This window comes from Selenomonas sp. (assembly GCF_052169755.1).
In the GTDB taxonomy this organism is placed as follows: Bacteria; Bacillota; Negativicutes; order Selenomonadales; family Selenomonadaceae; genus Selenomonas.
Map to the genome: position 1 here is coordinate 1 of NZ_JBQNBV010000064.1, position 11,442 is coordinate 11,442.

9 protein-coding genes are annotated in these 11,442 nt (G+C 55.1%); 7 read left to right on the forward strand and 2 right to left on the reverse strand.

What is annotated here, in order from left to right:
* The 3 genes from ACTTKG_RS05945 to ACTTKG_RS05955 form a co-directional block, all read left to right on the forward strand.
* On the forward strand, window positions 1–1,438 hold a 1,438-nt coding region (locus ACTTKG_RS05945; RefSeq protein ID WP_442673329.1), incomplete at its 5' end, for a putative bifunctional diguanylate cyclase/phosphodiesterase.
* A gap of 71 nt (window positions 1,439–1,509) precedes the next feature.
* Window positions 1,510–2,349, forward strand: a complete 840-nt coding sequence (locus ACTTKG_RS05950) for a LapA family protein (protein ID WP_442673330.1) — start codon at window positions 1,510–1,512, stop codon at window positions 2,347–2,349.
* A gap of 303 nt (window positions 2,350–2,652) precedes the next feature.
* Entirely contained in the window at window positions 2,653–5,301 is a 2,649-nt protein-coding gene (locus ACTTKG_RS05955; protein WP_442673331.1) for an autotransporter outer membrane beta-barrel domain-containing protein, read from the forward strand.
* A gap of 114 nt (window positions 5,302–5,415) precedes the next feature.
* Here ACTTKG_RS05955 and ACTTKG_RS05960 read toward each other — a convergent pair whose 3' ends face one another.
* Entirely contained in the window at window positions 5,416–6,303 is an 888-nt protein-coding gene (locus tag ACTTKG_RS05960) for a P-loop NTPase (protein WP_442673332.1), read from the reverse strand.
* A 106-nt stretch (window positions 6,304–6,409) separates the two neighbouring features.
* A complete protein-coding gene (locus tag ACTTKG_RS05965) occupies window positions 6,410–6,862 on the reverse strand; it encodes a MarR family winged helix-turn-helix transcriptional regulator (RefSeq protein WP_442673333.1) in 453 nt (150 codons plus the stop codon).
* Between the two features lie 614 nt (window positions 6,863–7,476).
* Here ACTTKG_RS05965 and ACTTKG_RS05970 point away from each other — a divergent pair.
* The 4 genes from ACTTKG_RS05970 (at window position 7,477) to ACTTKG_RS05985 (ending at window position 11,220) form a co-directional block, all read left to right on the forward strand.
* A complete protein-coding gene (locus ACTTKG_RS05970; protein ID WP_442673334.1) occupies window positions 7,477–8,436 on the forward strand; it encodes a metal ABC transporter solute-binding protein, Zn/Mn family in 960 nt (319 codons plus the stop codon).
* A 92-nt stretch (window positions 8,437–8,528) separates the two neighbouring features.
* Window positions 8,529–9,251: a metal ABC transporter ATP-binding protein gene (locus ACTTKG_RS05975; protein WP_442673335.1), complete on the forward strand. Its 723-nt coding sequence runs from the start codon at window positions 8,529–8,531 to the stop codon at window positions 9,249–9,251.
* 2 nt (window positions 9,252–9,253) lie between these two features.
* Complete coding sequence (locus tag ACTTKG_RS05980) at window positions 9,254–10,123, forward strand: metal ABC transporter permease (RefSeq protein ID WP_442673336.1); 870 nt, start codon at window positions 9,254–9,256, stop codon at window positions 10,121–10,123.
* Window positions 10,120–11,220, forward strand: a complete 1,101-nt coding sequence (locus ACTTKG_RS05985; protein WP_442673337.1) for a metal ABC transporter permease — start codon at window positions 10,120–10,122, stop codon at window positions 11,218–11,220. The genes ACTTKG_RS05980 and ACTTKG_RS05985 overlap by 4 nt, the downstream gene beginning before the upstream one ends.
* The last annotated feature ends 222 nt before the right edge of the window (window positions 11,221–11,442 follow it).

Sequence of the window (11,442 nt, forward strand, 5' to 3'; positions counted from 1 at the left end):
CCCGTGGGAAAGCGTTGCGTCATGGGAGCAGGATTTTTTTCTCGAAGGAGAGAAGTTCATCTATCGGGTAACCATGTCGAAGCTCTTCGACGCCGACGGTCGTTACAAGGGATACTACTATGCCGTTCGTGACACGCATGCGGAGTCCGAGGAAGAGAGCGCGGAGCTTTCCTGGCCGCGCGACAAGCTCACGGGACTGTACGACCGCGAGGGCTTCTACGGCGCTGTGCGCGAAGAGCTTGACTACGGCATGAAAGGCGGACACTACATCATCTGCTCGAACATCAAGGATTTCAAACTCGTCAATGAGCTTATGGGCGAGGAGAAGGGCAATGAGATCTTGAAGAGCCTGGCGGAATTCTTCTCCGATCTCGCTATGGATTCGGGCGCTGCAGGTCGGTTGCATGGCGATCATTTCGCCGCTTATGTGGACAAGGAACGCTTCACGGAACATGACCTGCGGGAAGGTCTTGAGCTTTTGAGCAGGACGTTTGACAGCAGCATGTTCAAGCTGAGTATCCATCTTGGCATCTATGAGATCCAAGAGGTGCAGATGCCCATCGCCGTCATGTGCGACCGCGCGCATCTCGCGCTCTCGCTCGTACACAGCGAGAACGGCAACAAGGTGGAGTTCTACAATGACGCGCTCATGGAGCGCACACTGCGCGAGAAAGAGATCTTGGGCAGTTTCGACGATGGGATATTGGAACGGCAGCTTGCCGTCTATCTGCAGCCGCAGGTATCCGCCGAGGGGGAGCTTCTCGGCGCGGAGGCGCTCGTGCGTTGGAATCATCCGGAAAAAGGCATCCTTGCGCCCGGGCAGTTCATCGGCATCTTGGAGAATGCGGGGCAGATCCATCGTCTCGATCAGTATGTCTGGGAAGAAGCGGCGGCAATCCTGAAAAGCTGGCAGGGCACGGAAAAGGAAGGGCTGACGATATCCGTCAATATTTCCGTCAACGATATGCTTCATCTCGATATCTACCAGACGGTGACAGACATTGTGAAGCGGTACGGCATCGATCCCAAGCATCTGAAGCTGGAGATCACGGAGACGGCGCTCATGGGCGACATCGACAAGTATCGCAAACTCATCGCCCGCCTTCAGGGCGCAGGCTTCGAGGTGGAAATCGACGACTTCGGCAGCGGCTATTCCTCGCTCTCGATGCTCAAGGACATCGAGGCGGACATCTTGAAAATTGATATGGGTTTCCTGCGTCAGACAGGCAACGCCAAGCGCAGTTCCGTCATCTTGAACGCCGTCATCGCTATGGCGAAATGGCTCGGGATGCGCGTCATCACGGAGGGCGTGGAAACGAAGGAGCAGGTCGAGCATCTGCGGTCGCTCGGCTGCGACATGTTCCAGGGCTATTTCTTCGCAAAGCCCATGCCGGTTGCGGAGTTTGAGGCAAAGTATTTTTGCAAGAGCGCCGGTTGAGAAAAGAGCGGCAAGCCGGTTCGCTGTTTCTTCGGCGAAGAGCGTCCTGCCGTGCGGGAGGAATATTGGAAATGAAAAAGAGTCGGATGAAGCGGGCAGGGCGGCGGACGGCTGCTCTTGCCGTCGGCTTTTTGGCAGGAATGAGCGCGGACGCGCTCGCTGCGCGCGTCGATCCGCAGGAGCTTGAACAGCTGCGCGGTGTTGTCGGTATGCTGCTCGAAGATGTCGAGGAGTTTTACCATGTGACGATTTTGATTGAAGCATTTCTGATCTTCATGCTCCTCGCTTTGATCATCTTGGGGATTGTCGGCTATACCAAGCTGAAACGGGAGGTTCGCGATCTGCGCCGCCATGTTTATGGCGAGGAGGCTTTCGAGCCGGAGCCGCAGGAAGATTTGGCGTCTCCCTTCGAGCCTCTGCCCGTGGTTGAGCCGGAGCCGGAGCCGGAAGTGCGAGCAGCACCTGCGAAGGTGCTGACGCCGCTGGAACACTTCATGGAAGCATACGGCGAGGCGAACGGCATAGAGGATGCGGCGCTGCGCGAAGCTCGACTCAGCAGTCTTTTGGCGGAGTTCCCCATCCAGACGTTCACCTGCACGAATCCCGAAGCGCGAAAGCTCGACCCGAACGCACCGCCGACCTTTGAATCGCGCGACGAGGGCGACTTCTGGGCGCTTAAGAAGGATGGCGATGCAGACGATTATCACGTCGTGCCGAATCCGGCGCTCATCTATAATGAGGAGCGTCATCGCTTCTGCGGCATGAAGGAAGCCTTTGCATCCAACTATCAAGAGGGCAAGGAATATACGCACATGACGCTCGACGCTCCCGCGCGCTTCAATCTGATGGGAAAACTCTGGGCGCCTCTGCGTCCCGGTAAGATCACGCTCTCAGGAGAGCGTGAAGCATAGAGAAAACTTCGGCAGGAAAGATCGTCTCCTGCCGGAGTTTTTCTGTTTCAGAAATGGGGGATAAAATGAAGTTCGTCGGATTGTCGCAAGTATCTATACATATAAGTATTTACTTGGCAGATATTTGCGACGGTTGTTCTTATGAAGAAAATTTATCGAAGAGGACCGTCAAAGCTACTTTATTTTAATTAAAATCTAATCTAATCTTGACATACGAGTTATAAGTGCATTATTATTCCTTATGGAAGTATAATATAAAATTATTTTATACTATATGTTTTCTTTATCGTTCATAGGAGGAATATGATGCGAAGTTTTTGCAAGAAATGGAAGAAGAGCAGGTACAGCCTTTTGACGGCAGGTGTTTTGTTGAGCTTGGGCATCAGCTCGTCTGCCTTGGCGGCGGAGCAGACCGGTACGGAGTTCAATAAAGGGCGTATAGATGGGGGCTTTGCCTTTGGCGGCAGCAGTGATTTTACGAAATACAAGGTTTGGGACAACAGCAGAAAAACGTATGAATTTGGCAAAGACAGCATCTTGAATGTGAAGTCGATCACAGGGGAAAAAAATCTGATTCGCCTCAATGCGCCGGATGTCACGCTCACGCTGAATTCCAAGGACGAGTTCGGCGTGCAGAGTTATTGCGGACGCCACTTCAAAGCAGGTCACAATTACAAAAAGGTCAAGGATGTCAATATCACGGTAAAAAAACTCATACTCAATGTGGATTCAACCCAGATGAGCGGCGGCGGTAAAGAGACCTTCGGCATCGTCTGTGCGTCCGATCAGACAAAGAATGCGACCGTTACCGTGAACGGTGATGTTGATATTAACGTGAAGAGCAAATATTATAAAGATCCCGATGCGACGGGCGACGTGGATCCGACATTCACCAACGGCATCGCTACTACGCATCACGGCAATGTCGTAATCAACGGCAATGCGAAAATCCATGTGCGCGTACCGGAGCAGGCTGCAGCTTCGGAGCATCGTCCGCCGGCGTTTTTGCGGCACTACTATGTCAACGGAATTTTTGCGGGACTGAACTACGATAATGATAAAGCGGGCAGTCGCGTCACAATCAACGGGGATGCTGATGTTGACGTCGATGGTACGGGCGTTCATGCCGGCGGTCGTTCGCTCATCACGATCAAAGGCGGCGGCGTGATACGCACGCAGAAGGATGATAATTTGCCGCACTTTTCCTTAAATGCGGAAGAGGGCGTCATTCACATGAATGTGCGTCTCGATGCCGCAGGGAATGTCATAGGCGCCGGCGATCGTTCAACCAAAATCTATGGAAATATCGGTCTCATTGATCGTGAAGAAGATACGGGAAAGATCACAGGAACTTCGCCGACGACGATTAATCTGGGTTTGACAACGGCGGATTCTGTTTTTCATGGCGTTGTATTGGACGACTTCAAAGAGCATGGCAAGAATGAGCCGGACAAAAAGGCGATTCGTGAAAATACGGGGCTGCGCATGTACCTGCAAAACGGCGCTACGTGGCATAATGCCACATGGGGCGCGATGCTGCCCGAAACACCTTGGCGCGGCGTAACGCATAAATTCACGGGCAGCAAGGTGCTTTCTCTTATGGGCGGCGCGACGCCGGAGATGGCAGGACGCATTTTCCAGGAAGATGAGCGCCCGATTCAAGTGGAAAAGTACAGCGGCTATACGCAGGTGCTATATAAGCATGATGCAGCCGATCCGACGAAGATTCAGGGCGGCGACGTCGTGATCAAGAAGGCTGCAGCGGGAAGCGGCATCACCTTGCGCACCGATGCTGCAGGTCTCGATACAAGCTCGGGCGCGCCGGAGGATAAGAACAAGGTCAATGCAGCGCTCCATGCCTTGGCGCAGAAGCTCTTCTACAGCGCCTATAAAGATGGGGAAGAGAATCTCAAAGGTAAGGTGGAGATCGCAGAAGGTCTGACGACGCCGAGCGCAGCACTTCGTACGGAAAGTATGACCTATAAGCGCGAGAACGGGCAGGGGCAATATGCCTATCAAGAGCTGCCGCCCTCTGTCACCTATGGTCCGAGTGAAACCGTGATCATGAGAGAGACGAAAACGGCGCTGACCGCAGGTGCTTTGGCATGGCGCAACAACAACAACGATCTTGCGCGGCGCATGGGTGAGCTGCGTTTGAAGAATGCGGAGCGCGGCGCATGGGTCAAATATTTGGGCGGCAAGACGTTCATGAACGATCAAGGCGTCGATATGAGTCAGAGCTATGGCATCGTACAGGTGGGCTATGATCGTGACGTCAAGGATTGGACGGTTGGCGCGCTCGTTGACTACGGCAAGATGAAGAGCAGCAGCGCAGGCTCGAGCGCCGATGACCGCCTTGTGGGATTGGCGGTTTATGGCGTCAAGCAGCAGAAGGATGGCTCGTATCTCGACCTTATCGTGCGTGCCAACCGCTTGAGCGGTGATTTTACCGTGCGTAACAGCGCCGTCGAATTGCAAGGGGATCATAAGAACTTTGGCATTTCAGCGAGCGCAGAATACGGCAAACGCTTTGCGCAGCCCGGCGGCTTCTATATCGAGCCGAGCGCCGAGCTGACGTTGGGGCATCTGCAGGGCGATGACAGCACCGCACGCAACGGCAGCAATATCTTGCATGTGCGCCAGGATGCTTTCAACAGTGCTGTCGGCAAGCTGGGACTTGGGATCGGTCAGGAAACGAAAGCGAGCAACGTATTTTTGAAGCTGGGTCTGGCGCATGAATTTGCCGGCGACCTTGATGTGCGCTATCATGAGCCGGGCTATACGCCGAAGAGCACGCATGTTTCCTTGAAAGATACATGGATGGAATTGGAAGCGGGCGGCAGCGTTCTTTTGAGCGACAGGGCGTATGCTTATACCGGCTACACAAGATCGTTCCGTACGGACGTTCATGATCATTGGCGTGTGGACGCAGGCGTGCGCTTCAGCTTCTAAGCGCTGAGACGTAGATTCCGCAGGGAAATCCGGCGAGCAGCAAGATATAAAGGGCTGTTCATGTGTCGAATTCGACGCATGAACAGCCCTTTTTGTATGGGGTCTTCGCGTATATTATGCTTGGAAGTCTTCGACTTCGGCTGCATCGTGCTCGGGAAGCTCTTCGAGGAGCAGCGCTGCCGCATCGACCCAGTCGCCTTCAAACGATTCGATCTTGCCGGCGTCGCAGAGCGCGGCGAGCTTCGGCTCGATCGGCAGGCGCGCGAGAAGCGGCAGGTAGTAGTCGCGGGCAATCTCTTCGATATGGCTGTCGCCGAAGATTTTATGCTCCTTCGAGCAGTCGGGGCATTTGAAGTACGCCATGTTTTCGACGATGCCGAGCACGGGGGCGTTCATTAGAGCCGCCATTTTAACAGCCTTTTCGACGATCATGGAGACGAGTTCCTGCGGCGAGGTCACGACGATGATGCCGTCGATGGGCAGCGATTGGAGTACGGTCAAGGGAACATCGCCCGTTCCCGGCGGCATGTCAACGAAGAGATAGTCCTCATTTTCCCAGACGACGTCCTGCCAGAACTGCTGCACGACGCCGGCGACGATGGGACCGCGCCAGACGACGGGGTCGGACTCGTCTTTCAAAAGCAGGTTGATCGACATGACGTCGATGCCGCCCGCGCTCTTCAAGGGTCGGATGCCGGCAGAATCGGCGGATGCCTTCTGCACCTCACCCTTGACGCCGAAGACCTTCGGGATCGAAGGCCCCGTGATGTCGGCGTCGAGCACGCCGACGCGATGCCCGCGCCGCGCCATGACGGTCGCGAGAAGTGCGGTGACGAGCGACTTGCCGACGCCGCCTTTGCCGCTCATGACGGCGATGACGCGCTTGACGCTGCTGCGTTCGTTCGGCGGGGTCAAAAGGCTCTGCGGCTCCTGCTGTGCGCTGCCACAGCCGCCTGCTGAAGAACAGCTGCTGCAGCCGCTGCTGCTGCAATTTTCACTCATGATGAATCTCTCCTTTATCGTGGAAACTTATCTGCTTTAATCAAGTATATCCTCTATATTAGTCGGTTTTTCTGAATTGTCAATAGGCTGGCGACGCTATGCTGCGTTATTCCAGTGCGCGAAGAATACGATAAAGCTGCTCTTTGAGCGCCTCGGCTTCTTCGAGCGTGAACAGCGTACCTTTTTTATTGACCAAACAGCCCATCGCATAGGGAATCTTTTCTGCTTCTTCGCGCAGGGCTTCCCCTTCCCGCGTGATCTCCACGACGACGACGCGCTCATCGTCCGCCTTGCGGCGGCGCTTCAGATAGCCCATGCTTTCCATCTTCTTGAGCACGGGCGTCAGGGTGCCGGAGTCAAGGTACAGACGCTTGCCGAGGTCGTGCATGGTGACGGTATGTTCTTCCCAGAGCACCATCATCGTGACGTACTGTGCATAGGTAAGGCCGATCTTTTTCAGAAAGGGATTGTAGGCAGCGACGATCTTGCGCCCCGTAGCATAAAGCGGGAAACAAAACTGGTTTTCCAGAAGAAGAGGATCGAATTCCTTTTTTGCCATTGACAACATCTCCATAGAATGATTCTTTTTTTTGATATTTTAGCAGATAAATACAATATAAGCAAATAAAATATAGAGAAATAAAATTTTATAAAATTATATTTGACAAAATATGATTGTGGTGTATAATAAGAGATGTAAACAGGTTCCCTTACATACGAAATGGAGCGGGGCGCTGCTTATATGGACGCATTGGAAATTTGACCCTGCAAAGATTGACTTTGAAGTAGGGTGTGATTGATTTGGATGAATATAGGAGGTTCTCATGATGAGCACAGTTGTTTTGGCAGTATCAACCTTTGTATGCGCTACGGCATTTCGGCTTCTTGGCGAAGAAGTGCGAAAAAGTTTAAGGAAGTACTGAATAGGCGCATGCCTCTTTGCGGGAAGGAGCATTCTGCATGAGGCAATGGCTGCAAGGAATCCGACAGCATGAGTTTCCGATAGGAGATTCATGCTGTTTTTGTCTATGAAAATGCGGCGAGAGACATCATAGATGAATCTTATCTCTAAAAGTCTACAGGATAAGTAAAATAATGATAATTAATTTCATTTACATACTCCGAGAAACATGTTATACTACATGCTAAGAAATTAAAGGAAGAAGGTGCAGTATGAATTTTTTGAAGAGAATGGTTCGGGGAAGCGGCAAGGGGATGTTCCTGCTGGCGTTCTGCCTTGCGGCGGCGCTTCTGGCAGCGGGATGCGGCGGTGCGTCGGGAGACTCATCGGCGGGCGCAAAGAAGAAGGTGACGGTCACGACGTCATTCCTCGCCGATATGACGAAGGAACTGGCGGGCGACTATGTTGATGTCGATCTCATTATTCCGGCGGGTGAGGATCCGCATCTTTACGTCGCGCAGCCGGCAGACCTCAAAAAGCTCAAGGATGCCGATCTCGTGCTCTACCACGGACTGCACTTCGAGGGCAAGATGGTCGAAATTCTCGAAAAGCGCGGTACGGCGGTGACGGCGGATTTCCCGACGGACGCTGTACTGCGCATGGAAGAGGACGGCGAGAGCGTCGTTGACCCGCACTTCTGGTTCAGCATCGCGCTCTACAAGAAGGCGACGGAGAAGGCGGCAGACAGTCTCTCCAAGCTCGTGCCCGAGCATGAGAAGGAGATCCGGGCGAACTGCGCTGCATACCTCGCCAAGCTCGATGCGCTCGACGCCGAGGTCAAGGAGAAGATCGCCTCGATTCCCGAAGGCAAGCGCAACCTCGTCACGCCGCACGACGCTTTCAACTATTTCTCGAAGAGCTATGGCATGACGGTCGTCGCGCCGCAGGGCGTGAGCACGAATTCCGAGGTGGCGAATGCCGACATTGAAAAGACCGCAGACTTCATCGTTGAGCACAAGGTCAAGGCGGTCTTTGCCGAGAGCACGACGAATCCCGAGCGCATGAAGAAGCTGCAGGAAATATGCAAATCGAAGGGCTTCGATGTCGAGATCGTCGGCGGCGAGGGGAATGAACTGTTTTCCGATTCGCTCGCACCCGCAGGGCAGAAGGGAGATACGTTCATCGACATGTATCGTTTTGACGTCGATCTGATCGTCAGTCATCTGAAGTAAGGAAAAGGGCAAAAAGGGCGGGCGACCGCCCTTTTTTGCTTTTGTCGGTTGGTGCGTTTGAGTTGGCTGATTCTAGGGAAAGAGGGCGGAATATGGGAGAAAAGATGCTGCTTCATGTGGAAGATGTGACGATGGCGTACCGCGAGAGCGCGGTGCTCTGGGACATTGATCTCGATGTGCCGACGGGCGTGCGATGTGCGATCGTCGGGCCGAACGGCGCGGGAAAATCGACGCTCTTGAAGGGGGTTCTCGGTCTTGAAAAGCCCGTCGCTGGCTATGTGCGCATCTGGGGCAAGACGATCGACGAGGTGCGCGAGCGCATCGCCTATGTGCCGCAGCGCGGCGCGGTCAACTGGGATTTCCCGACGACGGTGTTCGATGTCGTGCTCATGGGGCGCTATGTGCATATCGGGCTCGTGCGCCGCCCGGGCAAGGAAGATCGCGAGAGGGCGAGGGCGGCGCTCGCTGAGATGCAGCTCGAAAAACTCGCCGAGCGCCAGATCTCGGAGCTTTCGGGCGGACAGAAGCAGCGCGTCTTTATCGCGCGCGCGCTCGCGCAGGAGAGCGATCTCTACATCATGGACGAGCCGCTGGCGGGCGTGGACGAGACGACGGAGCGCATCGTTATGGACAAGTTCGTCGCGCTGCAAAAGGCGCGCAAGACGGTGATCGCCGTGCATCACGATCTTTCGACGCTCGACATGTATTTCGATTATCTTGTCGTTCTGAACCGCACGATCAAGGCGAGCGGCTACTTGAAGGATATGGACAAGGAGGCGGCGCTTGCGCTCGCTTTCCGCCCGAAGGAGCGATGACGATGGACACGCTGCTGAATTACACCTTTCAGATCATTGCTCTCGGCACGGCGCTTCTCGCAGCTGTCGCGGCGCCTGTCGGCGCTTTGAGCGTCTACAAGGGGCAGAGCCTCATCGGCGACGCCATCGGACATGCGACGTTTCCGGGCGTCGTCCTCGCTTTCATGGCGTTTTCGACGCGCAGTCCCGCCGTGCTTCTCGTCGGCGCGATGGCTGCTGCTGCCGTCACTTTCTTCGCTATTCAGGCGGCGAATGAGAACACGCGCGTCGGACTCAATGCCAACCTTGCCGTATTCCTCTCGGGCTTCTTCGGTCTCGGCATGGTCTTGAAGAGCTTCATTCAAGGGAACGAAGCCTATCGCGGCGCGTCGCAGGCGGGGCTTGAGACGTACATCTTCGGGCAGGCGGCGTATATGCTCGAAGCCGATGTGAAGCTCATCGCTCTTGTCGCCGCCCTCTGCGCGACGCTGCTCTTCTGCTTCTATAAGGAATTGAAGGTATTCGTCTTTGATGCGGAGTATGCGCGTGCCGTGGGGCTGCCTGTACGCTTTTTGCAGGTTCTCCTGCCCTTTTTGACGATCGCTGTCATCGGCATCGGTATCAAGGCGGTCGGTGCGATCCTCATCAGCTCGTTCCTCATCATCCCATGCGTCGCGGCGAGCCAATGGTCGGACGATTTTGTGCGTGTGCTCTTCTTGAGCGCCGTATTCGGCGTCGTCTCAGCGCTTGCCGGTACTTATGTGAGCACGCTGGAGCAGGGGATGTCAACGGGACCGAGCATCATCCTCGCGGCTTCCGCCATCGCTTTTTTGTCCATGCTCTTCGGCAAGCGGGGCGTGTTCAGAAAGCGCGGAAGGAGGGAAGAGGCATGACGGATTCTTTGCTCGTGCTCGCTCTGACGGCGGCGGCGTGCGCCCTGCCCGGCGTGTTTCTGCTTCTGCGCAACCTCTCGATGATGGCGGATGCGATCAGCCACACGGTACTCCTCGGCATCGTGCTGGCGTTCTTCCTCGTGCGCGACCTCTCGTCGCCGTGGCTCTTGATCGGCGCGGCGCTCATGGGCGTCGTGACGGTGCTGCTCGTCGAGCTTCTGGGAAAGACGAAGACGACGAAGAGCGACGACGCGATCGGCATCGTCTTTCCGATGCTGTTTTCACTCGCCGTCATCCTCATCAGCAAGTATGCGGGCAATGTGCATCTCGACACCGACATGGTGCTGATGGGTGAGGTCGTCTACGCGGGACTTGATACGGTGACGATCTTCGGGCATGAGGTCGCGGCATCCGCCGTCAAGATGGGCGCGATCTTCCTCGTCAATGCGGCGTTCATCACGCTCTTTTATAAGGAACTCAAGCTCTCGACCTTCGACGAGGAGAACGCGCGTCTCATCGGCATGGCGACGGGCGCGATTTTCTATGCGCTCATGACGTTGATCTCCCTGACGACGGTCGCGGCGTTCGATGCCGTCGGCTCGATCCTCGTCATCTCGTTTTTCATCGCGCCCGCGGCTGCGGCGCTGCTCTTCACGAAGCGTCTGCATCACGCGCTTTTCCTCGCCGTGTTTTTCGGCGTCCTCGGCAGCGCCGTCGGCTACGGTCTTGCGCTTCACTTCAATGCCTCAATGGCGGGCATGTGCGCACTCGTCAACATGCTCATCTATGTCGTCGCCGTATTCGTCCATCCAAAGGGCGTGATTACGCGGCGCTTGAAGCGCATACGGCGCAAGGCGCGGCTCAAGGAGGAGCTTTTGATCATCCATCTTGGCACGCATACCGCCGAGAACCTTTACAGCGAGGAAAACGCCGTGCGCGACATCTCCGAGCATCTGCGCTGGAGCGAAAGGGAGATGCGGCGCGTCAGCGAGAGACTGAAGGAAGCCGGCATCGTGCGACGCTCGGGCGGCTACTACCTGTTGACGGAGAAGGGCGAGGAACGCTACCGGGCGCTTTGCGAGGAGTATGTGATCTGAGGGAAACGCGGATGTCCTGTGCGCTGCATTTTCCAAAATTCGGGCAGCTTCATTTCATCCGCGGAGCTTTAAGGATATTGCAAATTTTTATCGTTTGAATTATAATGGAAAGGCATGGAACAGCATTTGTTCCGCAGGTCATTGTTTTTGATGGGAGGAAGAAGGATGAAGAAATTTTTGGCGGCGGCGCTCGGCGCTGCGATGGGTCTCGGCATGTATGCG

Excerpts from the sequence above, each read along its gene's own strand:
- ACTTKG_RS05950 (WP_442673330.1), top strand. The coding sequence starts at position 1,510 with ATGAAAAAGAGTCGGATGAAGCGGGCAGGGCGGCGGACGGCTGCTCTT.
- ACTTKG_RS05975 (WP_442673335.1), top strand. The coding sequence starts at position 8,529 with ATGGGAGAAAAGATGCTGCTTCATGTGGAAGATGTGACGATGGCGTAC.
- ACTTKG_RS05965 (WP_442673333.1), bottom strand. The coding sequence starts at position 6,862 with ATGGCAAAAAAGGAATTCGATCCTCTTCTTCTGGAAAACCAGTTTTGT.
- ACTTKG_RS05955 (WP_442673331.1), top strand. The coding sequence starts at position 2,653 with ATGATGCGAAGTTTTTGCAAGAAATGGAAGAAGAGCAGGTACAGCCTT.
- ACTTKG_RS05985 (WP_442673337.1), top strand. The coding sequence starts at position 10,120 with ATGACGGATTCTTTGCTCGTGCTCGCTCTGACGGCGGCGGCGTGCGCC.
- ACTTKG_RS05970 (WP_442673334.1), top strand. The coding sequence starts at position 7,477 with ATGAATTTTTTGAAGAGAATGGTTCGGGGAAGCGGCAAGGGGATGTTC.
- ACTTKG_RS05960 (WP_442673332.1), bottom strand. The coding sequence starts at position 6,303 with ATGAGTGAAAATTGCAGCAGCAGCGGCTGCAGCAGCTGTTCTTCAGCA.
- ACTTKG_RS05980 (WP_442673336.1), top strand. The coding sequence starts at position 9,254 with ATGGACACGCTGCTGAATTACACCTTTCAGATCATTGCTCTCGGCACG.